The organism is Pseudothauera rhizosphaerae (genome assembly GCF_004801305.1).
Taxonomy (GTDB): domain Bacteria; phylum Pseudomonadota; class Gammaproteobacteria; order Burkholderiales; family Rhodocyclaceae; genus Pseudothauera; species Pseudothauera rhizosphaerae.
Genome location: NZ_SSOD01000005.1, coordinates 71,890 through 95,274 on the forward strand (window position 1 = coordinate 71,890; position 23,385 = coordinate 95,274).

Here is a 23,385-nt window from a genome sequence, read left to right on the forward strand (position 1 = left end):
AGCGGCACCTGACTCCTCCCCCTTCAAGGGGGAGGTTGGGAGGGGGATGGGTTTCCATACAGGCAGCAACCCATCCCCACCCTGGCCCTTCCCTTGCAGGGGAGGGAACTCCGTTCTTTATGAATCACCCGAGATGACCATGTCCGAACCGCAACAGCCCCAAGGCAACCCCGCCGACAACGCCTACGACGAATCCAGCATCCAGCAGCTCGAAGGGCTGGAAGCGGTACGCAAACGCCCCGGCATGTACATCGGCGACACCTCCGACGGCACGGGCCTGCACCACATGGTCTTCGAAGTGGTGGACAACGCCATCGACGAGGCCCTGGCCGGCTACTGCGACGACATCGTCGTCACCATCCACGCCGACAACTCCATCTCCGTCACCGACAACGGCCGCGGCATCCCGATCGGCGTCAAGATGGACGACAAGCACGAACCCAAGCGCTCCGCCGCCGAGATCGTCATGTGCGTGCTGCACGCCGGCGGCAAGTTCAACCAGAACAGCTACAAGGTCTCGGGCGGGCTCCACGGCGTCGGCGTGTCCTGCGTCAACGCCCTGTCCAAGTGGCTGCACCTGACCATCGCCCGCGACGGCAGGAAGTATCTGCTCGAATTCGAGCGCGGCGCACCGCAGAACCGCGTCATCGAAATCGTCGACGGCGTGGAAACCAGCCCCGCGCGCATCGTCGGCGAAACCACCAAGCGCGGCACCAGGGTGCACTTCCTCGCCGACGACGAAATCTTCGGCACCGTGGAATACCACTACGAGATCCTCGCCAAGCGCCTGCGCGAACTGTCCTTCCTCAACAACGGCGTCAAGATCCGCCTCCTCGACCAGCGCACCGGCAAGGAAGAGGACTTCGCCTTCGCCGGCGGTGTGAAGGGCTTTGTCGAATTCATCAACCGCAGCAAGACCGTGCTCCACCCCACCGTGTTCTACGCCGCCGGCACCACCCGCATCCCCACCGGCGCCGGCCACGACGCCGAACTGGCGGTGGAAGTCGCCATGCAGTGGAACGACAGCTACCAGGAACAGGTGCTGTGCTTCACCAACAACATCCCGCAGTCCGACGGCGGCACCCACCTCACCGGCCTGCGCGCGGCGATGACCCGCGTCATCAACAAGTACATCGAAGAAAACGAGATCGCCAAGAAGGCCAAGGTGGACATCACCGGCGACGACATGCGCGAAGGCCTCGCCTGCGTGCTCTCGGTCAAGATGCCCGACCCCAAGTTCGCCAGCCAGACCAAGATGAAGCTGGTCTCCTCCGAAGCCCGCCCCGCGGTCGAGGAAGTCGTCGCCGACAAGCTCACCGACTTCCTGCTGGAAAACCCCATCGACGCCCGCACCATCTGCAACAAGATCGTCGAAGCCGCCCGCGCCCGCGACGCCGCCCGCAAGGCGCGCGAAATGACCCGCCGCAAGGGCGTGCTCGACGGCGTGGGCCTGCCCGGCAAGCTCGCCGACTGCCAGGAAAAGGACCCGGCCCTGTCCGAGCTCTATCTGGTCGAGGGTGATTCCGCCGGCGGCTCCGCCAAGCAGGGTCGCGATCGCAAATTCCAGGCCATCCTGCCGCTCAAGGGCAAGATCCTCAACGTCGAGAAGGCCCGCTTCGACAAACTGCTGCAGAGCCAGGAAATCGCCACCCTGATCACCGCGCTGGGCACCAGCATCGGCAAGGACGACTACAAGCCCGAAAAGCTGCGCTACCACCGCATCATCCTGATGACCGACGCCGACGTGGACGGCGCCCACATCCGCACCCTGCTGCTCACCTTCTTCTACCGCCAGATGCCCGAACTGGTGGAACGCGGCCACATCTACATCGCCCAGCCGCCCCTCTACAAGATCAAGCACGGCAAGACCGAGCTCTACATCAAGGACGACCACGAACTCAACAACCACCTGCTCAAGCTCGCCCTGGACGGCGCCGCCCTGATCCCGCGCGAAGGCGCCGAACCCATAGCCGACGAAGCCCTCGGCGGCCTTGCGCGCAGCTACCTGCTTGCCGAAGCCGTCACCCGCCGGCTGGCCAGCCTGATCGACCCCGAAGTGCTGCAGGTCATGCTCGCGCACAACATCGAAGTCAGCCTGGAAGACGAAGCATCCGCCCAGGCCTCCGCCGCCCGCATCGCCCCCCACCTGCCGGACGACATTGGCATCCGCGCCCAATTCCACGACGAAAGCGAAGCCTGGCGCCTCCTCATCGAGCGCATGCACCACGGCAACCGCAAGTTCGGCTGGATCGAAGAAGACTTCCTCGTCTCCGGCGACTACCGCAGCATCCGCAACGCATCGGAAGCCATCGCCGGCCTCATCGGCCCCGGCGCCGAAATCCGCCGCGGCGACAAGCGCCAGCCAGTCACCCGCTTCGCCGACGCCATCGGCTGGCTGCTCGCCGAGGTCGAACGCGGCCTCACCAAGCAGCGCTACAAGGGCCTCGGCGAAATGAACCCCGAACAGCTCTGGGAAACCACCATGGACCCCGCCGTCCGGCGACTCCTGCGCGTGCAGATCGACGACGCCATCGCCGCGGACGAGATCTTCACCACGCTGATGGGCGACAACGTTGAGCCCAGGAGGGCTTTCATCGAGGGCAATGCGCTGTATGCGCAGAATATCGATGTGTGACCCCATCTACTGACTGGACGGGCACTGTTCATGCAGAAGGGCGGTAACCCTATTCGGGCTACCGCCCTTTTTTTGTATGGATGCGACGGAGAATTGGAGCAGCTACAAACCCAGCTTGCGCCGAACCCCGCCGTATTCTTTATGCAATGACTACTGTTCGGCCATTGCGGTCGTCTGGACTCGTCGATATGGCCGGCAGCTTCGCGAAACAAAGCGACCTCCTGATGATCAACGTATTCAATATTGTGGGAATACTGGTGGATACTGTAAAGTGCAGTACATTTACTGTGGTTCCTGGAGAGGTTATGGCCACCGTCAAGACTGCCACGCTCACATTTCGTATCGACCCCGGCCTGAAAGAGGCACTTCGCATTGCGGCGGATCAGGAGCATCGATCCATCGCGAACATGGTCGAAGTTCTGATTCGGGGCTACTGTGAGCGGCACGGCATTGCGATTCCGCACTCCGAGGAAACCAAGAACAACAACGGAGTTCGTCCATGATCAAGACGGTCGAGCAAGCTTGCCGGTTCAACCCCATCATCCACGACTAATCAAATGCAAGCGGATTTTCTGGATGCACATGAGCGTCATTGGGACGATGCCGAGAGGCTTTTTGCAGAAGGGCGCTACGCCAACGCGGACCACCTCTACGGTATGGCAGCAGAGTGTGGACTGAAACGACTGATGGTGAGATTCGGGATGGCGGTTAATCCTGTGACAGGAAGCCCTACGGATAACAAGGACTGGAAGCACGCCAACAATATATGGGCCCGCTTCGAGAGTTACCGCAGCGGCAAAGTGGAAGGAAATGACTACGGACTGCCTACGCCTAGTCCATTTGATAATTGGGATGCCTCTGACCGTTACGCGCACCAATCCAACTTTAACCAGGCGGGTGTTCAAGTTCACCAGGCCGGTGCAGCGGCCATCTGTGAACTCATAAAGAAAGCACAACGGGAGGGGTTGCTGGTATGAAAAAGAAACTTTTCGATCTGTTTCCTGAGCCTATCCCAACCTTTGATCTGATTTTGCCGGCGGTTCGGGATTGGCTGCAGGCTTATAGGGGGTCGTTGAATGATTTTCTGAGCAATGAAGATGATTGGCTGCTTGTCAATCGCGATCTCAACGGGCGCGTGCGTCTGATCTTGCCCGAGCGGATTAAAGAAAGTGAACAGCGCATGCTGTGGGATCATCTGGCGTCAAACTTGATGCAACGTCTGGGTAAGCACGCCTATCCGAAAAATGCCGAAATTCTTTTCGAAACAAACCGGAAGCAGGCGCTCCAAGGGGCAACCAGTTATTTGGTAGATGGTTTCATTAATGTATGGGTGGTGGATCGGCTGGCGACAGAGGCCAACTGGGCACGCATTGCGCCAGAAACCGAGGGTGTGCCACGTATTGTGTTTTTCTCTATCAAAGGTGGTGTCGGCCGCTCGACAGCTTTGGCAGCCACTGCCTGGAGTCTTGCACAGAAGGGCAAGCGTGTCTTGGTGCTTGATCTTGATCTTGAATCTCCCGGCTTGTCTTCTGCGCTGCTGCCGCCAGAACGTCAGCCTATGTACGGCATTACCGATTGGCTGATTGAAGACCTGGTAGACAACGGGAATGTCATTTTCGAAAGCATGGCCGCCACCAGTAATCTTTCCCATGACGGAGAAATTCATATCGTGCCCGCGCATGGGGCAGATCACGGCGAGTATATTGCCAAGCTGGGCCGTGTCTGGATGCCCAAGTTGCAGGTGGATGGAACGCGTGAGGCGTGGTCGTCTCGGCTAGATCGCTTGCTGAGGGATCTGGAGAAACGAATTCAGCCCGACGTGGTGCTGATCGACTCGCGTTCCGGTATCGATGAGATTGCTTCTGCGTGTATTACTGAATTGGGTGCCAATCTGATTCTGTTGTTCGCACTGGAAGGTGAGCAGACATGGAACGGCTATCGGATGTTATTCGAGCAATGGCTGCGTGCGGGCATCGCGCAACAAATACGCGAGCGGTTGCAGGTAGTCGGGGCCATCGTTCCCGAGCTTGATCGAGCCGAGTACCTTGCGGGCTTGCGCGAGCATTCATATGAAGTTTTCGTCGACACACTTTACGATGAAATTGCGCCAATCAAGATAGGCGAGGTTGGACGCAGACTTGATGGTACGTGGTGGGTTGGCGGTTTAAGCGAAGGCTGGAACTTCGACGAGGCTGATGAAGCTGCTCCGCACCATCCATGGGCAGTGAACTGGCATCGCAGTTTTGCAGGGCTACTCTCCTTGCAAGGGAGGCTTGCTGCTATCGACACCCAAGAGGTGAAGTCTGTTTTTGGGGCATTAATCGATGGCGTAAGCAATGCCGTTGATGGGAGGGAAACGCCATGACGCAAACCCAGCAACTACGCGAAGCCATCTTGGCTGCGCCATTGGAGACCAGCAGCTTCGGCGAAACCCCACAACCCGGAACTTTGTATTTACCTCCTTCACATCTCAAGGCATTGAGATTAGATGTGCACATCGTTGTCGGTGGCCGAGGGGTTGGTAAGTCGTTCTGGACAGCTGCGCTGCAATCCGAACCGCTTCGCGGTCAACTTGGAACGGTTTCGTCCGAACTGCAGGGTATCGAAGTGTTTGCTGGCTTCAGCAGCTCAGAAGCCATAGAAAGTTATCCAAATGCAGACGTATTTTTCGCTTTTCTTGCCCAGAATGGTGACCCCTACGATTTGTGGCGTGCAGTGGTCCTGCGTTGGGTCGCACGGCGGGTAGGCGAAAATATTCCCAGCGACAACTGGCAAAGTACCGTGGAGTGGTTGAAATCCGATCCGGAGGCTGCCGCGCGTCTGATGCAACGTCAGCGGGATTGGAAGGGACTGATTCTCTTTGACGCGCTGGATCGCACGAGCTCAGAGTGGCGGCGGATGGATGAGATCGTGCGGGGGTTGTTGCGCACGATTCTTTGGTTGAAAACCTTTCCCGGCCTATACGCCAAGGTATTCTTGCGTGAAGATCAGGCGGAGCGCACGGTGTTCAACTTCCCGGACGCATCCAAACTGACTGCGACCAAGGCTGAATTGGCATGGGCCAGACATGACCTGCATGGCTTGCTCTGGCAACGACTCATCAACGCACCGGATATTCATGGCGAGCGTATGCGCAATGTCTGCCCAAGCGTCAAGCTGGGTGATGTGTGGCGTGTTGCGCAAGACATGAAATCGGAGTCCGAGGCGCAGAAGAAGGCTTTTGAAGCGCTGGCTGGCCCATGGATGGGGCGCGACAAGCGTCGTGGCGTACCATACACATGGTCGGTCGGGCATTTGGCTGATGGGCGTGGACAGACGTCACCACGATCTTTCCTTGCCGCAATCCGACAGGCGGCGGAAGACTCCAGTGAGCGTTATTTGCAGCATAACTATGCCTTGCACTTCGAGAGCATCAAGCGCGGCATCCAGAAGGCGTCCGAGATTCGCGTCCAAGAGATGGCCGAAGATTACCCATGGGTGCCTGACGTTCTGTCTGCCTTGAGCGGCATGAACGTACCCGTGGCATTCGATGCCGTGAAGAAGAAATGGGAGGAACAATTTCCCGCTGGCGTGCAAAGCATCAGTTCTACGCGTCTCCCTGCACAGCACGTTGATCGTGGCTGGGACGGGGTGCGTGAAGATTTGCAGCGTCTTGGCTTGCTGGAAACTAAGAAGGACGGGCGCATCGACATGCCCGACCTTTACCGCGTCGGTTTCGGCCTCGGCCGCAAAGGTGGTGTTAAGCCCAGGAATTAAACCAATGGCCATTTGCCGCCTCTCGTCGCGCGCCCATCGGTGGCGCCAGCTTTCTGATGCAGCATCTGGCTGATGCCAGGAGTTACAGACGCAGCACGGGCTACTTCACCAGCTCTTTTTTTGAGGTGGCAGGTGAGGCGCTGGAGTACATCCCCGAGGTCAAGATCGTCTGCAATGTGGATATCCCCCCGGACGACCTGAAAGTGGCGCAACTGCGTGAAAATAAGATGCTGGGCTGCTGGAACAAACACGGCAGGGTAGCTTCCGGTCAAGCCTTACTCAGGGGCGGGCGACCGCAGTACTTGCCAAAGCTGCCGCCAGTATCAAAGCGGCTGGCCGGTAGCAATGGCCGAAGAGCAGCCGGTTAAAGCCCGTCGTTGCACATAATGCCTACGATATCCAGCAGGCGCCCACTTGGTAAGAAGTGCAGCTTTTTTTCTATGAGCTAAGAAACTCGACGACTTCCTCACATTCAACGAGTACACCATCCCGCCTGACGCGGGCAAGGTATTGAAGAAAGAGGCCGGCACGCACGCCAGAGCCGGGTATGAACGTCACGCCACCCCATGCCCCACCTTGCCCCCAAGCTCCTCTACACCGACGACGCCCTCATCGTCGCCGACAAGCCCGCCGGCCTGCGTTCCGTCCCGGCCGGCGGCGAGGATCGCCAGGATTGCCTCGCCCGCCGCGTGCAAGCCGAGTACCCGGATGCACTCATCGTCCATCGGCTGGATGCCGCCACCTCCGGCCTGGTGCTGCTGGCGCGCGGGGTGGAGATGCTGCGGCGCATGAGCCTGGCATTTGAACAGCGGGTGATCGGCAAGCGCTACATGGCGCTGGTGCACGGCCATGTCGCGCAGGACGAAGGCGAGATCGCCTTGCCGCTGGCCGCCGACCCGGATGATCGGCCGCGGCAGATCGTGGATGCTGTGCACGGCCGGCCGGCGCTGACACGCTATCGGGTGGTGGAACGGCTGGGCGAGGGCGAGGCGGCCGTGACGCGGCTGGAGCTGAAGCCGCTCACCGGGCGCTCGCACCAGTTGCGGGTGCATCTGCTGTCCATCGGCCACCCCATCGTCGGCGATCCCCTCTACGCGCCACCCGAGAGCGCTGCCGCGCACCCGCGCATGTATCTGCACGCGGCGGGCATCGCCTTCATCCATCCGGAGAGGCGGGTGCCGATGCGGTTCGACAGCCCGGCGCCGTTCTGACTGCACACCGTTCGGGCTGAGCCTGTCGAAGCCCGCTTGCCGCGAATGCCCTTCGACAGGCTCGGGGCGAACGGTGTCGCGCCCCGCTCAGGCCTCCGCCTTGATCCTCTCCAGCAGCAGCGGCCTGACCTGCGCGACCCAGGTGTCGATACGGTCGTTGGTGTACATGCCCTGGGTGCGCTCGTCGATCACCAGGCCGACGAAGCGGCCGTTCCTGACCGCGGCGGACTGCTGGAAGGTGTAGCCGTCGGTGGGCCAGTCGTCGGCGACGATTTCCGCGCCGTAGCCCTGAAAGATTTCGTAGATGCGCATCAGCGAGCTGCAGAAGCGCTCGGAGTAGCGTTCCTGCGCGCCCAGGCCGAAGAGCGCGATGCGCTTGCCGGAGAAGTCCGGTTTGTCCATCTTCACCAGGAATTCCTCCCAGTTCGGCTCCAGGCAGCCGGCGCTGCGCCCCGGGACTTCTTCCACGCCGTAGCTGGGCGTGCCGAGGATGAGGGCGTCGTACTTCAGCATGTCCGCCGGTTCGATGCGATTCACATTGACCGGCTTGTCGGCGATCCCGTCGCCGAGTTTCTTGTGGATCTTTTTCGCGATCAGGCGCGTGGTGCCGGTTTCGGTGCCGAAGAAAATGCCTATCTTGTCCATGCTTTCCGCCGTTTCGAGGTGGCCGCGCCGGTTGGGGATGCGACGCCGTTGCCCGGGTTGTCGTGAGCCCGACACGCGCGGCGACGACAAGGCGCCGTGCGCGGGGTCCAAGGGGCAACGGAAGCAATCCCCATACCGGCCGCCGCACCGGGACAACCCGTTCCGGGTTGTGAAATTCGTCACACCTCGTGACATTTTTCACGCTCTTGGAGGACAATGCCGGACGGCGCCTTACCTTCACCAAAGATGAGACGTCATACGCACCAGACATAGACGTCCGGGATGCCCGCCCCGCCCGCCGTTGCTGAATGCGGCAGCGCTGCAGGCCTGGCGGACGGCCATCGAAAACAGTGAAACAGTGGATCGATCGAAGGGGAATTGAGATGAAGACGACTGCCCAGCGCGTGACGATGGCGGCCGTGGCGCTGCTCGCTGCCGCGTGTGCGACCAAGCCGGTGGATACACCGTCCGTCGTGGAGGTGCCGCAGGGAACCACCGACGGACAACTGGAGTTCAAGCTGGCGGGCGGCAACTACGCCTGCGACCAGGGCGTTCGTGTCGGTGTGGAGCGCGAGCACGACGGCGCCAAGAACCACCGCGTCGCCGTGAACTGGAAGGGCAAGCGCCACGTGCTCGAGCGCGATCCCTCCTACTCCGGCCTGCCCCGCTTCGAGGACAACCGCAGCGGACTGGTGTGGATAGACCTGCCGTGGAAGAGCGTGCTGCTCGACGGCCGTACCCACAAGCCGCTGGCCACCGAGTGCAAGCTGAGCTGACCGGCGCGGCAACCGGATACCGTTCGGGCTTCGACAGGCCTGTCCTGAGCGAAGTCGAAGGGTTCAGCCCGAACGGTAGTTGATTGGCGAATCCGCGCCCGGCGGCGCCCGCACCAGCATCGCGCCCAGCCTGACCAGCAGCCACATCGCCAGCAGCGGCAGCACCAGCGTCTGCAGCAGGAACACCACCGCGATGCGGATCACGTCGTCCACGATGCGCTCGGCGGCGAGCTTGAGATTGTCGATGTGCCTGTCGAACTCCCAGGCGCGCGGGCGCTCGCCGTCGGCCGCGGCACCGAGGCCGCGCAGGCTCTGTTCGGCGCCTTCGATGCTCGCCTGCTTGGCCTCGTATTCCTCTTCCATGAAGGCGCGATAGGCCAACTCGCTGCCCAGCGCTGCGAGCGGGACGATGAAGCGCACCAGCAGGAGCGCCACGAAACCGCGCAGCAGCCAGGCCGGCGGCCGTCGCCCGCGCCAGCAATTCCACGCCACGCCGATGGCCGCCGTGCTCAGCACCGCGCTGATCACCCACGACGCGCCGATCTTCATCAGCAGCAACTGCGCCCCGAAGGCGATGCTGGCCGCCAGCATCAGGGAGGAAAACTGCTCCACGAGGTCGTTGAGCGGGTCCAGCACCTGCCCCGGCGCGAGGGTCACCCCCACCACCACCCCGCCGCTGACCTCCGTGCCCTGGACCACCGAGATCACCGCGTTGAGCGCGCGCGCCGTGGCAAAAGTGGCGACCGCGCGCTTCAGACCGGCATCCGCATAGCGCTCCGCCAGCCCGTCGAGCGGCCTCAGCCACGCCAGCAGCGCCACCACCAGCAGGGCTGCGACGAGCAGCGCACGCCGGGCCATCAGCACGCTCCCCGTGCCGCACGGATCGGCGTTGCGAAGGGCGGGCGGCCTGTGGCGACGGCGGGGGAAAACAAGGTATCGGCCATGGCGGGATCGGGCGGCGAAAGAACACATATTATTGGCCCGACAACGAAATGCGCCACACCCGCGCCGCGCAGAACCACGCCCGCACCCCGCTGTCTCGTCCATTGGCACCGCGACACCGGCGACACCCCATCGAAAGGACCACCGACATGCACCCGCGCAAAGCGCTCCTGGGCGGAACACTGGCACTGCTGACGCTGTCCTTCGGCCTCGGCGTGGCCGGCGATCCGCCCCGCGCACCGGGCGAACGCGGGAGCTGGCGCACGGCGCCGCGCCACTCCAGCGGCATGGCGCCGGACCCGGTGGCCCATGCCGGCACGGCCATCGTGCAGGTCTATGCCGCGCCCACCTACGGCTGGCGGCGCTATTTCGCGGTGCATCCGTGGATCATCTACAAGCGCAGCGGCGCAACCGCCTTCGTGCGTTACGACGTGATCGGCTGGGGCCGCGGCGGCGACGTGGTGCGGCGCGACTACGCGCTGCCCGACGGACTGTGGTTCGGCGCGCGCCCCAAGCTGCTGGCCGACCACCGTGGCGCCCACGTGGACGCGATGATCACCGCCATCGAAGCGGCCATCGCCAGCTACCCCCACCGCCACGAATACTGCAGCTATCCCGGCCCCAACAGCAATACCTTCCTCGCCCACATCGGCCGCGAAGTGCCGGCGCTGCACCTGGACCTGCCTGCCAACGCCATCGGCAAGGACTACCGCCCGCTCGGCCGCGCCCTGGGCCTGTCGCCTTCCGGCAGCGGCGTGCAGGCTTCGCTGCTGGGCCTCCTGGGCCTCAGCGTGGGGCTGGAGGAGGGACTGGAGATCAACCTGCTGGGCCTGAACTTCGGCATCGACTTCAAGCGCCCGGCCCTGCGCCTGCCGTCCATCGGCCGCCTGGGCATGGACGACCTCGCCACCACCGCGCCCTGACATGCTTCAGCCGCGACGGTCCTCGCCGGCGCCGTCGGCGGTGTAGGTTTCGCGCACCTCGCGGATCACCTCGCCTTCGATCACCAGCCCGCCGGACGGATGCTGGCCCGGCGGCGGGTTGTCGCGCATCTTCTGCATGTTCTTCCTGATCGCGCGCGTCTTCCACCACAGCCAGCCCCAGACCACGGCACCCACGGTGAGCACGGCGGCGAACAGCACCACCGAGAACATCAGCGCCAGCACGAACAGGCCGCCGCCGGCGATGGCGGCGGCGATCTTCTTCCACGGGCTGAGCGGGGCGCCGGCCTGGAAAGGGATGCGGCCGAAGGGCGGGGTGTTGCGGAACCTGGAATGCATGCTGTGTCCTCGTCGTGATGCGTGGCGGGGGTGGCCCCCGCGCGGATGGAGTCCGACTGCCGGCGCGCGGAAAGATTCCCGCGCGCGCCCCGCCAGTCCATCGTCGTTACCCGCTACCATACAGCGCTTTTTCGTCAACGCGCTTCCTTTCGCCCGGTCCTTCCGCCGCCATGAACCTGGAAATGCTGTGGGTCTTCACCCTGCTCGCCGCCTGCGTGGTTGCCTTCATCGCCAACCGGCCGCGCATGGACGTGGTGGCGCTGACCGCGCTGGTGGCGCTGGTGCTGGCCGGCACGCTGGAGGTGGACGAGGCCCTGGCCGGCTTCAGCGAGCCCAGCGTGATCCTGATCGCCGCCTTCTTCGTCATCGGCGAAGGCCTGGTGCGCACGGGCGTGGCCCACCGCGTCGGCGACTGGCTGGTGAGCACCACGCGCAGCAGCGAAACGCGCCTGCTGGTGCTGCTGATGCTGGCGGTGGCGGGGCTCGGCTCGGTGATGAGCTCCACCGGCGTGGTGGCCATCTTCGTCCCGGTGGCGCTGAGCGTGGCCGCGCGCATCGGTGCCGGTCCGGGGCGGCTGATGATGCCGCTTTCCTTCGCCGGGCTGATCAGCGGCATGCTGACCCTGGTCGGCACGCCGCCCAACCTGGTGGTCAATAGCGAACTGCAGCGCGCGGGCCTGGAAGGTTTCGCCTTCTTCGACTTCACCCCGGCCGGGCTCATCGTGCTCGCCCTCGGCATCGCCTACATGCTGTTCGCGCGGCGCTGGCTGCCCGCCGGGCCCGAGGCGCCGCCCGGCGCCGGCCAGCGCCGCCGCCACCTGCGCGAACTGGCGGAGGACTACCACCTGGTCAGCCGCGTGCGCCGCATGCTGGTGAGCACGGATTCGCCGATGATCGGCCACACCCTGGGCGAGCTGCAGTTGCGCGCCCGCTACGGCGCCAACGTGATCGCCATCGAACGCCTGCGCCAGTTCGGCCAGGTGACGCTGACGACCTCGGCCAACCGCGAAATCCTCGCCGGCGACATCCTCATCGTCGACTTCGTCCGCCCCGAGCTGGACATCGACCGTTTCCGCGCCGAGATGCGCCTGCAGGAGCGCGCCTTCAAGCGCGACTACTTCACCGACATGTCGCGCGAACTGGGCCTGGCGGAAGTCATCATCCCGCCCGGGTCCACCCTCATCGGCCACTCCATCCTCGAACTGCGCATGCGTTCGCTGCGCGGCATCAACGTCATGGGCCTGCGCCGCAACGGCCGCTCCCTGGACGAGACGTTGCTGCACCGGAAGCTGAAGATGGGCGACACGCTGCTGATCGCCGGCACCTGGAAAGCCATCCGCCTGCTGCACACGCAGCCGCAGAACTTCCTCGTGCTGACCCTGCCGGCCGAGATGGACGAGGCCGCCCCGGCCGCGAAGCGCGCACCCTTCGCGCTGCTGACGCTGGCGCTCACGGTCGGGCTGATGGTTTCCGGCGCCGTGCCCAATGTCATCGCCGCGCTGCTCGGCTGCCTGCTGATGGGCGCCTTTCGCTGCATCGACCTCAACAGCGCCTATCGCAGCCTGCACTGGCAGAGCCTGATCCTCATCGTCGGCATGCTGCCCTTCGCCATCGCCCTGCAGAAGACGGGCGGCATCGACTTCATCGTCGCCGCGCTGCTCGGCCTCACCGGCGAGGCTTCGCCGCGCACGGTCATGGCAGCCCTGTTCGTGCTCACCGCGATCGTGGGGCTGTTCATCTCCAACACCGCAACCGCCGTGCTGATGGCCCCGATCGGCGTCGCCCTCGCGCAGCAGCTCGGCGTCTCGCCCTATCCCTTCGCCATGACGGTGGCGCTGGCGGCCTCGGCGGCCTTCATGACCCCGGTGTCCTCGCCGGTCAACACCCTGGTGCTGGGCCCCGGCCACTACCGCTTCACCGACTTCGTGCGCGTCGGCGTGCCGTTCACGGTGCTGGTGCTGCTGGTGTGCGTGGCCGTGCTGCCGCTGCTGTTCCCGTTGTGAGCCTCAGATCAGTCCCATGCTGCGCAGCACGGTGACCGCCGCACTGGTGGTGAAAAGCGAACCCAGCGTCGTCAGCGCGATGATGTTGGCCGCCAGCGGCGCGTTGCCGCCCATCGCCCGCACCATCACGTAGCTCGCCGCGGCGGTGGGTGCCGAGGACATCAGCAGCAGCACGCCCAGTTCGATGCCGCGAAAACCCAGCGCCGCGCCGCCCGCGACGAAGAGCAGCGGAATCGCCGCCATCTTGGCAAGGCTGGCGAACAGCGTGCTGCGCAGATCCTCCCGCAGGCTGCGGAAGTCCAGCGAAGCGCCGGTACACAGCAGCGCCAGCGGCAGGGTGAGGTCGGCCAGGTACTGGCCGGACTGCAGCGCGACCTTGGGCAGCGGAAGGCCGGTGGCCGACACCACCAGCCCCGCGACGATGCCGATGATCAGCGGATTGCGCACGATGCCCTTGAACACGCGCGCCATGCCGCCCCCGCCGCGGTGCAGCGAGCGCTGCAGCGTGATCACCGCCAGCACGTTGAACAGGATGGTGATCAGGCCCAGGTAGAGGGAAGACGCCACCAGCCCCGCCTCGCCGTAGGCATTGATGCAGTAGGCCAGGCCGATGATGCCCATGTTGGAGCGGAACGCCCCCTGCACCACCACGCCGCGGTCGCGCTCCGGCTCGATGAAACAGCGCGCCAGCCATTCCAGCAGCACGAAGGCGGCGAGCGTCGCGGCGGCGCCGTAACCGACCAGGCCGAAGTTGGCCGCCTCCTCGATGCGGGTGCCGCTGATGCTGACGAACAGCAGTGCCGGCAGCGCGATGTTGAACACCAGGCGCGAGCCGCCATCGACGAAGGCGTCGGTGAGCATGCCGGTGCGCAGCAGCAGCACCCCCAGCGCCAGAATCACGAAGATCGGCCCGGTCACCGAAAAGGAAAAAGACAGATTGGCAAGAAAATCGGACATCGTCGCGCCGGCCCTTGATCGAAGAATCAAATATTGTCGCCAAGCGGCCGGAAGCGTGCATCCGCACAAATACCGACGCATCCTTCAAACATATTTTCGAATCCTCTCAAACATATCGACGCATTCCTCAAACAAAGCGCGGAAATCCTTGCGCCCGGTCCATTAGGTAATGTAATAATAATCATTCTTGTTAATATCGCCGCGCAGACACGCGCGCCCCACGCCATGTCCGCCGCAAACAAACTCGCCCGGCGCGACATCGCCGAGCTCTACATCGAACACCACGGCTGGCTGCAGAGCTGGCTGCGCAAGAAGCTCGGCAACGCCGCGGACGCGGCCAACCTGGCCCACGACACCTTCGTCCGTCTGCTCGGCAAACAGCACGACCTGGAAATCCGCGAGCCCCGCGCCTACCTCACCCGCATCGTCGGCGGCCTGCTCAACGACCACTGGCGCCGGCAGGCGCTGGAACAGGCCTGGCTCGAAACCCTAGCCGCGCAGCCCGTGCCCCTGGCCCCCTCGCCGGAAGAACGCTGCCTCATCATCGAAACCCTGGAAGAAATCGCCCGCCTGCTCGACGGCCTTCCCCCTCGCACGCGCGACATCTTCCTGCTCTCCCAGCTCGACGGCCTCACCTACCCGCAGATCGCCACACAACTCGGCCTCACCCTCAACATCGTGCAAAAAGCCATGACCTGCGCCGTCACCCGCTGCTACAGAGCCCTCTACCCGGCGGCCTGAACCCGCCGGCACCGCACGCCCATGACGACCCTGCCCGACACCATCGACCCCACCGACGACGCCAGCCCGCTGCCCGAGGCCGTCACCGACCAGGCCATCCGCTGGTACGTCCGGCTCTCCTCCGGCCTGCAGACCGACCGCGACACGGCCGAATTCACCCGCTGGCATGCCGCCCATTCCGATCACGCGCGCGCCTGGAAGCGCCTGCAGAACATGGGCAGCCGCCTCCAAAGCAGCGCCGCGCAGATACCCGCCCCGCTCGCCCGCGGCATCCTCCGCCGCATCGGCGCCGCCTGCGGCACCCGCCGCGCCTTCATCCGCGGCCTCATCGTGGCCGGCAGCGGCGGCGCGGCGCTGCACCTGGCGCAAGGCCAGATTCCGCTTCAAACCCTCCTCGCCGGCACCCTGGCCGACGCACGCACCGCTACCGGCCAGCGCCAGCGGCACACCCTGGCCGACGGCACGCAACTGCTGCTCAACACCGCCACCGCCGTGGACGTTCGCTACAGCGCGCACGAGCGCCGCATCGTCCTGCTCCACGGCGAAATCATGGTCGGCACCGCCCCCGACGACGCCGGCCGCCCCCTCCTCGTCGCCACACCGCACGGCATCCTGCGCCCCGTTGGCACCCGCTTCAGCGTGCGCCACGACGGCACGGCCGGCCACGCCACCGAAATCGCCGTCGCCGAAGGCGCCGTGGACATCCACCCCGCCGCCCTCGCCAAACCCCTGCGCCTCAACGCCGGGCAGCAGACCCGCTTCACCCCCCACCACGTCGACGCCCCCGCCGCGCTCGACGAATCCCGCCAGTCCTGGACCACCGGCACCCTCTCCGCCGAAGGCATGCGCCTGGCCGACTTCATCGCCGAACTGGACCGCCACCGCCCCGGCCGCCTGCGCTGCGCCCCCGAAGTGGCCGGCCTGCGCATCACCGGCTCCTGGCCCCTGGAAGGCCCGGACCCCGCCGACCCCACCGCCCACATCCTCGCCTCGCTGGAACGCCACATGCCCGTGCGCATCCGCCACCTCACCCGCTACTGGGTCAGCGTCGAAGCCCGGCCGGCCGGCTGAAAGGCTGCCCGGTGCTCAAATCTCGATGACAGTGTCGCTGTAAAGCGCAACCAGCGGATCATGGGTCATCAGGCGCATCGGCTCGACCAGCGCCTGCGCGACGAGAATGCGGTCGAACGGATCCTGATGGTGCTGCGGCAACTCTTCGACAGCCACTGCATGTTCGGCCGCGACCGGCAGAAAGCGATAGCCCGACTCCCGGAAATAACGCATCGCATCCTGACCGGACACCGGCATGTCGCCGCGTCCAAGCGAATGTTTGATGGCGATTTCCCAGATGTTTGCGGCACTGACCCATACGGTGGTCTTGGGCGAGGCGATCAGCTCGCGCGCCTTGCGCGACAGTCGCGGGCTATCGGTAATGGCCCACAAGGCAACGTGCGTATCGAGCAGGAGATTCAAGACTGCCCCCCGTCCATGAACAGGCGAGCCACCTCGTCGTTGCTGGCATCGATGGAATCGGGCACCTCAAACACCCCCTTCGCCACGCCGATGCGCTTCCCGGCGGGAACGGTATCCATCGGCACCAGCTTGGCCGCAGGGCGGCCGTTGCGGGCGATGATGATCTCGCGCTCCTGCCCTTGTTCAATAGCCTCGACCAAGCGGGACAATGAAGACTTGGCCTGCAACATGTTGACGGATTGCATCGCACTCTCCGGTCTAGTCAATATCGAGGTTAGTCTAGTCTAGCTAATCACTACAAACAAGCTGCTGCCATACCCCTTGACCACCGGCCACGCACAAGCCGGATGGTGTTCGGGTAGCCCTTGCCGGAGAGTTTGACTGCCGCGCCCGCATCGATCAGAGCCTCCAGCCAGCGGATACCCTCGGCTCCGTCCTCCCACATTGCCAGGTCAGGCGGTGGCGAGCGTCAGATGCCCGATCGGCTCGGCCGCCGGACGCACCTTGATTTCGATGTCGTAGCCGAGGCGGTTCAGGCAATCCATCAGCTTGCGTTCGGACAGGTTGGTGAAGTCGCCGCGCATCATACCCGACACCTTCGGTTGCGGGATGCCCATGCGCTTGGCCGCCGCTTGTTGCGTCAGGCCGAGGGCACGCATCGCCTTCCTGATCTCGACCACCAGGCCGGTCTTGATCTTCAGTTTCTCGGCGTCGGGCAGTCCAAGATCGGCGAAGACGTTGCCCGAGCTGCGTTGAACTTCGACGCCTTCAATGATTCGTTTTTGCATCTCGTAGCTCCTGTGCCATTGCCTCGGCCACCTTCAGCCGAGCGCGGATGATGTCCATGTCCACCTTCGGCGTGGCGATCCCGCTCTTGCTCTTCTTCTGGAAGCAATGGAGGACGAACACCGCTTCCGCAAACTCAACGATCCTCGCGGGTGTGCCACAGCCGCAGCATGTAGATGGTCGATTCCCGAATCTCGTAGCGCATCTCATAGTGCCCCACGAGCAGCCGCCTGACCTCACGCGGCTCGAACTCGAAGAGTTGCTCACCGATTCGTGGATTGGCTGGCAGCATGGCCGGAGCCTTGGTCAACGCCTGTACCGCCCGTGCAGCAGCCGGCTTGTTCACCGGAGCCAGGAATTCGTACAAACGCGCCAGATCGGCAAGCGCCTTGCTGGTCCACTTCAACTCCATCAGCGCGGCACCGGCAGCGGCACCTCGGTGCTCAGGCTATCGGCCCATGCCTGTACGGCCTGGTGATCGACGACCAGGCCCGCGTCCACATCGGCAAGAGCCTCGCGGGTCAACCGCTCGCGCTCTTCTTCCTGGTCGAGCCAAGCCGACAGCGCCTGCTTCACGATCCAGCCACGTGAGCGTTCCAGCCGCCCGGCCATCTGATCCACTTTCTTCGCTAGCGCAAGCGGTACGTGCGCGGTAAGCACCTTGGTATCGGTTCCTGCCATGTTGAACTCCTCCATCGAAACTTGAGCTTGCCGAGGCCGGCCTGAAATCAACCAACTTGCCGACGCCAACCGATTCAAATTGAATCGTAGTGATTGACATTGAATCGGTCAAACCGATCGGTTCGTCAGTGTCCCCCTGCCCGCTCAACCCCCCCGCCCCAAAAAAACTTGGCAGTTTTTCCCATCTCATCCGGCTTTACCTCAGAAGCCGGACGCAGAAGGCGGGTTGCTCCCTCCGCGTGCGCCGTGCTTCCAGTCCCCGCCAAGGGTTTCGCCAATCACGCACACGCAAGGAAAGGAACTCGCACATGCAGGTCCATCGCAGCGCAAACCTCCCCGCCGCCAGACGGCTCACCCCCATCGCCCACGCCCTGCTGTGGCTCAGCGCCGGCGCCCTCGGCTGGGCATCCCCCGACGCCGCCTGGGCACAGAACGCGCCGGCCGCGGCGCAGGCCCAGGCGCAGCACGGCTTCGACATCCCCCCCGGCCCGCTGGACCAGGCCCTCGGCCGCTTCGGACGCCAGTCGGGCGCGCAGATCGTCGTGGATGCCAACCTCACCGCCGGCCTGCACAGCCCCGGCCTGAGCGGCAGCCACACCGTGCTGCAGGGCCTGAACCGCCTGCTGGCCGGCACCGGCCTGCAACCGGTGCTCACCGCCGAAGGCGAATACACCCTGCGGCCCATCCCCGTGGCCACCGGCGACAAGGTGCTCGGCGCCGTGCATGTGGTCGCCAACTTCGAACCCACCGCCGCCGAGGACGCCGCCACCAACTACACCGTGCGCCGCTCCTCCAACGCCACCAAGCTTGATCTCTCCATCAAGGAAACCCCGCAAAGCCTCTCCATCATTACCCAGAAGCAGATCGAAGAGCAGAACCTGGGCAACGTGGCCGAAGTACTCGACGCCACCCCCGGCGTCACCGTCAACCAGTACGGCCCGGCCGGCGCCGGGGCGGCCCAGTACTACTCCCGCGGCTACCAGATCAACAGCATGCAGATCGACGGCATGCCCACCGGCATCAGCAGCGCCGGCGGCATCGACCTGCTGGCGGGCTCGGACACGGCCATCTACGAGCGCGTGGAGATCATCCGCGGCTCCACCGGGCTGACCACCGGGGTAGGGGACCCCAGCGCCAGCGTCAACTTCGTGCGCAAGCGCCCCACCTACGAGCCGCAATACAGCGCCCGCGCCAGCTACGGACGCTGGGACAGGCGCCGGGCCGAAGTGGACGTCTCCACCCCGTTCAACGAATCGGGCAGCCTGCGCGGGCGGGTGGTGGCCGCCTACCAGGAAGGCGACAGTTGGGTCGACCGGGTCAGCGAGCGCAGCAAGGTGCTGTACGGGGTGGTGGAAGCCGATCTGCTCCAGGACACCACGCTGACCCTGGGCGGCACTTATTCCTTCCGCCGCGTCGATGATGCCGCGCTGCATGGCGCGAGCTATTGGTCCACAGCCACCAACGCATACGAAGGCATCGACTTCGGCCGCAGTTTCAACGCCGCCACCGACTGGTCCTATGCCGAACAGGAAAACCAGAATTTTTTCATCGGCCTGGAACACCACTTCAACGACGACTGGAAGATTAACGTCAATTACCAGTACACCGAGGTCGAAGCCGACCGCAAGTACGGCATCCTGGGTGCGGACCAAGGCTACAACCCGGCCACGCAGGAATACTACTACCTCATCAACCGGACCGCGCCGGAAAACGAACTAAAGAATCTGGACATCTATCTCAGTGGCAAATTCCAGCTATTCGGCCGCGACGCCCAACTCGTCGTCGGTGCCAACGGCTATAAGGGTGAAACCTTTTCGCCGAATTATTTCAACCTCCAAAACAGATACAACTGGAACTGGATAACGCTGGAGCAATGGAACAACGGCAATATCCCGATCAACGCCGCCTACCCCACTCGCCCGGACGGATATCCAACCAAATACCCGCTCGAAAAATATCTCACCTATTACAACTACCGGACGACCCACTACGGCGGCTTTCTCAGCACCAAATTCAGCCCGGTGGAACGTACAACCGTCATCCTGGGTACCCGATACATTGTATGGAAGGATGAAACAGAGTATTGCCAGAACGACGGAAAACATACTACTCCGCCTTACAAGATCACCTACGTTTGTCCCGGTTACGGTGCCGATTTCTTCAACTTCGAGGAAGACGGCAAGTTCGTTCCCTATGCGGGGTTGATCTATGACATCACCCCTAACACTTCGGCCTACATCAGCTATACGGGCATCTTTCAGCCTCATGATGCTACCGATGCCGCCTACGCGTATGACCCTGGATCTGCGCGAGGCTACAAGCCACTCGACGCCAAGACCGGCAATACCGTCGAACTGGGCGTCAAGTCCGCACTGCGTGACAACACGCTGAACCTGCATGCCGCCGTGTTCCGAATGAAAGAGAAGAACATTGCCTGCAACGATTCGACCATCTACCGGGATGAAAACGGAAACCAAATTACTCATCCCGACGGAGGTGTATGGACAAAAAACTGTGAGGGCCCCACCGTGAATGGTGCGGAACTCTCGATTGCCGGCCAGGTTACCCCGAAATGGCTGATCAATGCCGGCTATACCTATCTGCACGCAGACCCGGTAGATGTAAGCGGCGTAGGTAGTGCACTCAGTACCGTTGGTATTGACAGCAATGCGACCGTTTTCCCAAAACATGCGCTGAAGTTTTTCACCAGCTATCGCTTCACCGACAAGCTCACCTTGGGCGGAGGTATGAATTTCAAGTACAAGACGGAACTCTCTTCTAACGACTCAATGGCATGGACAGGAGAGCAGGGCCGCATATGGGCAGATAAACTTAGCCACGGTAGTTATGCCGTTGTGGATTTGATGGCCCGCTACGCCATCGACAAGCACTTCACCGTCGGGCTCAACGCCGGAAACATCTTCGACCGGGAATACCGCGTCAACAATCGCGGCAGCTATTACGGCACACCGCGCAACGTCACGGTATCCCTGCTCGCCAAATTCTGATCACTCTTCGATAAGGAGGCCACCATGCATTAGATTCAGTAAATAATTCTTGTTCTTGTTTCTTTTCTCATTTAGTCAGAAGGAGCATCACATGAAAACCACTTTCAAACTCACCGCCGTTGCTGCGCTCGTCGCCGCTTCCCTGAATGCTGTTGCGGCCGACAGCGACTTCCAGTTCTCGTCGATCGATCCGGAGGATTTCGTCTTCCGGGGTAGCGCGGTTTACCAAGGAGCTTTCGACTACAACGGCGTAACGTACAGCGCCGGTAGCGCCTTCGACTTGACCCAACTGCCGGATGGCGATACGCGGCTGGTCAAGCAGGTTACCGTCGGCGGCGCCCTCAGAAACGCCATCTTCCGCTTCTACAAGCAGGACTACTCGATCGTGGTCGGTAATACCCTGCAGGCGGACCTCAACCGCAGCTTCGTCAAGGACATCGTTGGGTTGAACACTGCTGAATCGGCGCTGCCCACCAGCGGCAGCTACACCTACACCGGCGTCGTGTTCAACCATAATGACAAGTACACCCAGCCGGGCACGGGCGCGACCATCATCAACGATGGCCAGTTCAGCTACACCATCGACCTGGCGGCGCGCACCGGTTCGGGCACGGTGTCCAACATCCGCGGCAACCGCCCCGTCTATGGCGAGTTCGAGTTGAACGGCACGCTGCATACCGCGGCCATCGCGGTGCAGGCCGACGGCACGCTGGGGGTGAAGAACGGCAACGTCACCCTGACGACGGACAACCTCGACCTCGAAGACGAGTTGGCCGCGGCCGGACCCAAGTATGACCTGGGTATTTTCGGCCCCAACGCCGAGGAAGTGGCCGGCCGCATCCACGGTCTGTCGGACTTCAACGGCATCGGCGGCTACGCCCTGGTGGGGAAGCGCTGATTGATACCTTGTAGCCCACCTAGCCGGGTATCGGTCGCAGTACCGGACCGATACCCGGCGCTTCTTTTTGCAAGACCGAAATCCACGCCCATGTCCGGAAAACGCGCCCTGCCCATCGCCCTGGCAACAGGCTTCATGCTCCTAACAACGCCGGCCGGCGCGCAAGGCACGCCGCCTTCCCCTTCTCCGGTCATCCAGCCCATAGACAGTCTGCGTCCCCTCGGGCCGGCCCCGGAAGAGCGCTTCCAGACGGACAGACCCCCCGCCCGCGACGACGAGGACAACGGCAAGGCCAAGAAGCAGCCCGTGACACTGAGCGACGAGGACGTGAAGAGCAACCCGCAGATCGCGGAATTCCTCCTTTCCACCGCCTTGCAGCGCCGGGACTGGAGCACGCTGGCGCGAGTGATCCCGATCTACCGCCAGATCGAAGGCCACGACCCGCTGCTGGTGCATTACACCCAGGGCGCCCTGTACCGCCAGCAGCGCCGCCATGACCTGGCGATTGCCGAATACCGCCAGATGCTGCGCGCGGACCCCGGCCTGAACAACGTGCGCTTCGACATGGCGGCCATGCTGTTCGAGAACAAGCAGTACCGCGAGGCGGCCGAAATCTTCACCGCACTGATCGACGACCCGGCGCTGGAAGAGCGCTTCCGCGAATTCTCGCTGCGCTTCCTGGAGCAAATCCGCGCCCAAGGCCGCCCCAGGACTCGCCTGCGCTTCCGCGTGCTGCACAACGACAACGTCAACCAGGCCACGGACGAACGCTTCCTGGAAATCGGCGGCTGGATCTTCCGCAAGAGCGATGAGTACATGCCGAAATCCTCCTACGGCACCAACTATTCGCTGTTTCTGGACCAGGCTTTCAACGTGCGCGGCAACCACTTCCTGACCTACGACCTGTCGCTGGACGGACTGCGCTACAACGGCCACGAGGATTTCAACGAGAAATCCGCCACCCTGGACCTGGGCTACAAGTACCAGGACGTGGATTCCTGGTTTTCCTTCGGCCCCCTGCTGAACAGGCGCTGGCTGGGCGGCGAGCACTACGGCGACAACTGGGGCCTGAACGCCGGCTACGGCAAATGGCTGACGAACAGGTGGCAGGCCACCTTGAACGCGCAGTGGATCAGGAAGGACTACGCGGACGAGGTGCTGAGTTCCTACAACGGCGACCAGTACGTGCTGTCGCCCGGCGTGGCGGTGGTGCTGTCCAACCGCAGCGTGGTGTTCGGCGGCCTGGCCGTGCAGCGGGAGCGGCTGGAACAGGAGGACGAGTCCTACCGCCAGTACGGCGCCAACCTAGGTTTCTCCCACGAATGGGAGTCGGGTTTCAGCGTGAACGGGTACGTGCAGTACGGGCGCAGGAAGTTCGACGAAACCCACTTCCTGTTCCTGCGCAAACGCAAGGACCACCGCATCAACGCGGTACTGAGCGTGGGCCACGCCAGGCTGAGCTTCTTCGGCATCGAGCCCCGGCTGAGCTACCAGTTGGAGAAGATCGACAGCAATATCCCGGCGCTGTATTCCAGGAAAACCAACCAGTGGATGCTGTCGCTGGAGAGGACGTTCTGACCCGGTAAGCGGCGA

The 23,385-nt window shown here is 63.4% G+C and carries 25 protein-coding genes; 15 read left to right on the forward strand and 10 right to left on the reverse strand.

What is annotated here, in order from left to right; genetic code table 11:
* Positions 1 to 139: 139 nt before the first annotated feature.
* The 7 genes from gyrB to E6O51_RS07710 all read left to right on the forward strand — a co-directional run bounded on the left by gyrB (position 140) and on the right by E6O51_RS07710 (position 7,602).
* Complete coding sequence (gene gyrB / locus E6O51_RS07680; RefSeq protein ID WP_136384399.1) at positions 140 to 2,635, forward strand: DNA topoisomerase (ATP-hydrolyzing) subunit B; 2,496 nt, start codon at positions 140 to 142, stop codon at positions 2,633 to 2,635.
* A gap of 188 nt (positions 2,636 to 2,823) precedes the next feature.
* A complete protein-coding gene (locus E6O51_RS22235; protein ID WP_230976728.1) occupies positions 2,824 to 3,138 on the forward strand; it encodes a hypothetical protein in 315 nt (104 codons plus the stop codon).
* Positions 3,139 to 3,192: 54 nt separating this feature from the next.
* A complete protein-coding gene (locus tag E6O51_RS07690; protein WP_136384400.1) occupies positions 3,193 to 3,612 on the forward strand; it encodes an SAM-dependent methyltransferase in 420 nt (139 codons plus the stop codon).
* Positions 3,609 to 5,000, forward strand: coding sequence for a ParA family protein (locus E6O51_RS07695; RefSeq protein WP_168735219.1), 1,392 nt, complete (start codon positions 3,609 to 3,611; stop codon positions 4,998 to 5,000). Before E6O51_RS07690 ends, E6O51_RS07695 begins: the two co-directional genes overlap by 4 nt.
* The gene (locus E6O51_RS07700; RefSeq protein WP_136384401.1) at positions 4,997 to 6,391 is read left to right on the forward strand and encodes a hypothetical protein; all 1,395 of its coding nucleotides are present in this window, start codon (positions 4,997 to 4,999) and stop codon (positions 6,389 to 6,391) included. The genes E6O51_RS07695 and E6O51_RS07700 overlap by 4 nt, the downstream gene beginning before the upstream one ends.
* Positions 6,392 to 6,447: 56 nt before the next feature.
* Positions 6,448 to 6,759, forward strand: a complete 312-nt coding sequence (locus tag E6O51_RS22050; protein ID WP_211091351.1) for a phospholipase D-like domain-containing protein — start codon at positions 6,448 to 6,450, stop codon at positions 6,757 to 6,759.
* A gap of 198 nt (positions 6,760 to 6,957) precedes the next feature.
* On the forward strand, positions 6,958 to 7,602 hold the full coding sequence (locus E6O51_RS07710; protein ID WP_136384402.1) for an RluA family pseudouridine synthase: 645 nt from the start codon (positions 6,958 to 6,960) through the stop codon (positions 7,600 to 7,602).
* A gap of 87 nt (positions 7,603 to 7,689) precedes the next feature.
* Here the strand turns inward: E6O51_RS07710 and E6O51_RS07715 are convergent, their stop codons facing one another.
* The gene (locus E6O51_RS07715; protein ID WP_136384403.1) at positions 7,690 to 8,247 is read right to left on the reverse strand and encodes a flavodoxin; all 558 of its coding nucleotides are present in this window, start codon (positions 8,245 to 8,247) and stop codon (positions 7,690 to 7,692) included.
* Positions 8,248 to 8,630: 383 nt separating this feature from the next.
* Between E6O51_RS07715 and E6O51_RS07720 the strand changes: the two genes are divergently transcribed.
* Complete coding sequence (locus tag E6O51_RS07720; protein WP_136384404.1) at positions 8,631 to 9,023, forward strand: hypothetical protein; 393 nt, start codon at positions 8,631 to 8,633, stop codon at positions 9,021 to 9,023.
* 63 nt (positions 9,024 to 9,086) lie between these two features.
* Here E6O51_RS07720 and E6O51_RS07725 read toward each other — a convergent pair whose 3' ends face one another.
* The gene (locus E6O51_RS07725) at positions 9,087 to 9,881 is read right to left on the reverse strand and encodes a hypothetical protein (protein WP_136384405.1); all 795 of its coding nucleotides are present in this window, start codon (positions 9,879 to 9,881) and stop codon (positions 9,087 to 9,089) included.
* Positions 9,882 to 10,114: 233 nt separating this feature from the next.
* Here E6O51_RS07725 and E6O51_RS07730 point away from each other — a divergent pair, with 233 nt between their 5' ends.
* On the forward strand, positions 10,115 to 10,888 hold the full coding sequence (locus E6O51_RS07730) for a DUF3750 domain-containing protein (RefSeq protein WP_136384406.1): 774 nt from the start codon (positions 10,115 to 10,117) through the stop codon (positions 10,886 to 10,888).
* A 6-nt stretch (positions 10,889 to 10,894) separates the two neighbouring features.
* On the opposite strand, the gene E6O51_RS07735 is transcribed toward E6O51_RS07730, so the two are convergent.
* Positions 10,895 to 11,245: a hypothetical protein gene (locus E6O51_RS07735; RefSeq protein WP_136384407.1), complete on the reverse strand. Its 351-nt coding sequence runs from the start codon at positions 11,243 to 11,245 to the stop codon at positions 10,895 to 10,897.
* Positions 11,246 to 11,262: 17 nt separating this feature from the next.
* On the opposite strand from E6O51_RS07735, the gene E6O51_RS07740 reads away from it, so the two are divergent.
* Positions 11,263 to 13,248 (forward strand): SLC13 family permease, encoded by a 1,986-nt coding sequence (locus tag E6O51_RS07740; protein WP_136384612.1) that lies wholly within the window; start codon positions 11,263 to 11,265, stop codon positions 13,246 to 13,248.
* Positions 13,249 to 13,251: 3 nt separating this feature from the next.
* On the opposite strand, the gene E6O51_RS07745 is transcribed toward E6O51_RS07740, so the two are convergent.
* On the reverse strand, positions 13,252 to 14,205 hold the full coding sequence (locus tag E6O51_RS07745; protein WP_136384408.1) for an AEC family transporter: 954 nt from the start codon (positions 14,203 to 14,205) through the stop codon (positions 13,252 to 13,254).
* 225 nt (positions 14,206 to 14,430) lie between these two features.
* Here E6O51_RS07745 and E6O51_RS07750 point away from each other — a divergent pair, with 225 nt between their 5' ends.
* Together E6O51_RS07750 and E6O51_RS22375 are read left to right on the forward strand one after the other, a co-directional pair.
* Positions 14,431 to 14,946, forward strand: coding sequence for a sigma-70 family RNA polymerase sigma factor (locus E6O51_RS07750; protein ID WP_136384409.1), 516 nt, complete (start codon positions 14,431 to 14,433; stop codon positions 14,944 to 14,946).
* Positions 14,947 to 14,967: 21 nt separating this feature from the next.
* Positions 14,968 to 16,017, forward strand: a complete 1,050-nt coding sequence (locus tag E6O51_RS22375; protein ID WP_136384410.1) for a FecR domain-containing protein — start codon at positions 14,968 to 14,970, stop codon at positions 16,015 to 16,017.
* Between the two features lie 15 nt (positions 16,018 to 16,032).
* Here E6O51_RS22375 and E6O51_RS07760 read toward each other — a convergent pair whose 3' ends face one another.
* The 6 genes from E6O51_RS07760 to E6O51_RS07785 form a co-directional block, all read right to left on the reverse strand.
* Complete coding sequence (locus E6O51_RS07760; RefSeq protein ID WP_136384411.1) at positions 16,033 to 16,419, reverse strand: type II toxin-antitoxin system VapC family toxin; 387 nt, start codon at positions 16,417 to 16,419, stop codon at positions 16,033 to 16,035.
* The gene (locus tag E6O51_RS07765; RefSeq protein WP_136384412.1) at positions 16,416 to 16,664 is read right to left on the reverse strand and encodes a type II toxin-antitoxin system Phd/YefM family antitoxin; all 249 of its coding nucleotides are present in this window, start codon (positions 16,662 to 16,664) and stop codon (positions 16,416 to 16,418) included. The genes E6O51_RS07760 and E6O51_RS07765 overlap by 4 nt, the downstream gene beginning before the upstream one ends.
* 207 nt (positions 16,665 to 16,871) lie before the next feature.
* Positions 16,872 to 17,207, reverse strand: a complete 336-nt coding sequence (locus E6O51_RS07770; protein WP_136384413.1) for a helix-turn-helix domain-containing protein — start codon at positions 17,205 to 17,207, stop codon at positions 16,872 to 16,874.
* Positions 17,188 to 17,415, reverse strand: a complete 228-nt coding sequence (locus E6O51_RS07775) for a type II toxin-antitoxin system RelE/ParE family toxin (protein WP_230976730.1) — start codon at positions 17,413 to 17,415, stop codon at positions 17,188 to 17,190. Before E6O51_RS07775 ends, E6O51_RS07770 begins: the two co-directional genes overlap by 20 nt.
* Positions 17,342 to 17,617 (reverse strand): type II toxin-antitoxin system RelE/ParE family toxin, encoded by a 276-nt coding sequence (locus E6O51_RS07780; RefSeq protein WP_136384414.1) that lies wholly within the window; start codon positions 17,615 to 17,617, stop codon positions 17,342 to 17,344. The genes E6O51_RS07775 and E6O51_RS07780 overlap by 74 nt, the downstream gene beginning before the upstream one ends.
* The gene (locus E6O51_RS07785; protein WP_136384415.1) at positions 17,617 to 17,886 is read right to left on the reverse strand and encodes a CopG family ribbon-helix-helix protein; all 270 of its coding nucleotides are present in this window, start codon (positions 17,884 to 17,886) and stop codon (positions 17,617 to 17,619) included. The genes E6O51_RS07780 and E6O51_RS07785 overlap by 1 nt, the downstream gene beginning before the upstream one ends.
* A 308-nt stretch (positions 17,887 to 18,194) precedes the next feature.
* Between E6O51_RS07785 and E6O51_RS07790 the strand changes: the two genes are divergently transcribed.
* The 3 genes from E6O51_RS07790 (at position 18,195) to E6O51_RS07800 (ending at position 23,370) form a co-directional block, all read left to right on the forward strand.
* Positions 18,195 to 20,894, forward strand: coding sequence for a TonB-dependent siderophore receptor (locus E6O51_RS07790; RefSeq protein WP_136384416.1), 2,700 nt, complete (start codon positions 18,195 to 18,197; stop codon positions 20,892 to 20,894).
* Positions 20,895 to 20,985: 91 nt separating this feature from the next.
* The gene (locus E6O51_RS07795) at positions 20,986 to 21,792 is read left to right on the forward strand and encodes a factor H binding protein domain-containing protein (protein WP_136384417.1); all 807 of its coding nucleotides are present in this window, start codon (positions 20,986 to 20,988) and stop codon (positions 21,790 to 21,792) included.
* A gap of 90 nt (positions 21,793 to 21,882) precedes the next feature.
* Entirely contained in the window at positions 21,883 to 23,370 is a 1,488-nt protein-coding gene (locus E6O51_RS07800) for a surface lipoprotein assembly modifier (RefSeq protein ID WP_136384418.1), read from the forward strand.
* Positions 23,371 to 23,385: the final 15 nt, after the last annotated feature.

Coding starts and splice junctions, on each gene's coding strand:
- E6O51_RS07690 (WP_136384400.1), top strand. CDS start 3,193: ATGCAAGCGGATTTTCTGGATGCACATGAGCGTCATTGGGACGATGCC.
- E6O51_RS07750 (WP_136384409.1), top strand. CDS start 14,431: ATGTCCGCCGCAAACAAACTCGCCCGGCGCGACATCGCCGAGCTCTAC.
- E6O51_RS22050 (WP_211091351.1), top strand. CDS start 6,448: ATGCAGCATCTGGCTGATGCCAGGAGTTACAGACGCAGCACGGGCTAC.
- E6O51_RS22375 (WP_136384410.1), top strand. CDS start 14,968: ATGACGACCCTGCCCGACACCATCGACCCCACCGACGACGCCAGCCCG.
- gyrB (WP_136384399.1), top strand. CDS start 140: ATGTCCGAACCGCAACAGCCCCAAGGCAACCCCGCCGACAACGCCTAC.
- E6O51_RS07700 (WP_136384401.1), top strand. CDS start 4,997: ATGACGCAAACCCAGCAACTACGCGAAGCCATCTTGGCTGCGCCATTG.
- E6O51_RS07740 (WP_136384612.1), top strand. CDS start 11,263: ATGCGTGGCGGGGGTGGCCCCCGCGCGGATGGAGTCCGACTGCCGGCG.
- E6O51_RS07785 (WP_136384415.1), bottom strand. CDS start 17,886: ATGGCAGGAACCGATACCAAGGTGCTTACCGCGCACGTACCGCTTGCG.
- E6O51_RS07800 (WP_136384418.1), top strand. CDS start 21,883: ATGTCCGGAAAACGCGCCCTGCCCATCGCCCTGGCAACAGGCTTCATG.
- E6O51_RS07770 (WP_136384413.1), bottom strand. CDS start 17,207: ATGCAAAAACGAATCATTGAAGGCGTCGAAGTTCAACGCAGCTCGGGC.
- E6O51_RS07765 (WP_136384412.1), bottom strand. CDS start 16,664: ATGCAATCCGTCAACATGTTGCAGGCCAAGTCTTCATTGTCCCGCTTG.
- E6O51_RS07715 (WP_136384403.1), bottom strand. CDS start 8,247: ATGGACAAGATAGGCATTTTCTTCGGCACCGAAACCGGCACCACGCGC.
- E6O51_RS07790 (WP_136384416.1), top strand. CDS start 18,195: ATGCAGGTCCATCGCAGCGCAAACCTCCCCGCCGCCAGACGGCTCACC.
- E6O51_RS07720 (WP_136384404.1), top strand. CDS start 8,631: ATGAAGACGACTGCCCAGCGCGTGACGATGGCGGCCGTGGCGCTGCTC.
- E6O51_RS07730 (WP_136384406.1), top strand. CDS start 10,115: ATGCACCCGCGCAAAGCGCTCCTGGGCGGAACACTGGCACTGCTGACG.
- E6O51_RS07725 (WP_136384405.1), bottom strand. CDS start 9,881: ATGGCCCGGCGTGCGCTGCTCGTCGCAGCCCTGCTGGTGGTGGCGCTG.
- E6O51_RS07795 (WP_136384417.1), top strand. CDS start 20,986: ATGAAAACCACTTTCAAACTCACCGCCGTTGCTGCGCTCGTCGCCGCT.
- E6O51_RS07710 (WP_136384402.1), top strand. CDS start 6,958: ATGCCCCACCTTGCCCCCAAGCTCCTCTACACCGACGACGCCCTCATC.
- E6O51_RS07735 (WP_136384407.1), bottom strand. CDS start 11,245: ATGCATTCCAGGTTCCGCAACACCCCGCCCTTCGGCCGCATCCCTTTC.
- E6O51_RS22235 (WP_230976728.1), top strand. CDS start 2,824: ATGGCCGGCAGCTTCGCGAAACAAAGCGACCTCCTGATGATCAACGTA.
- E6O51_RS07780 (WP_136384414.1), bottom strand. CDS start 17,617: ATGGAGTTGAAGTGGACCAGCAAGGCGCTTGCCGATCTGGCGCGTTTG.
- E6O51_RS07695 (WP_168735219.1), top strand. CDS start 3,609: ATGAAAAAGAAACTTTTCGATCTGTTTCCTGAGCCTATCCCAACCTTT.
- E6O51_RS07775 (WP_230976730.1), bottom strand. CDS start 17,415: ATGAGATGCGCTACGAGATTCGGGAATCGACCATCTACATGCTGCGGC.
- E6O51_RS07745 (WP_136384408.1), bottom strand. CDS start 14,205: ATGTCCGATTTTCTTGCCAATCTGTCTTTTTCCTTTTCGGTGACCGGG.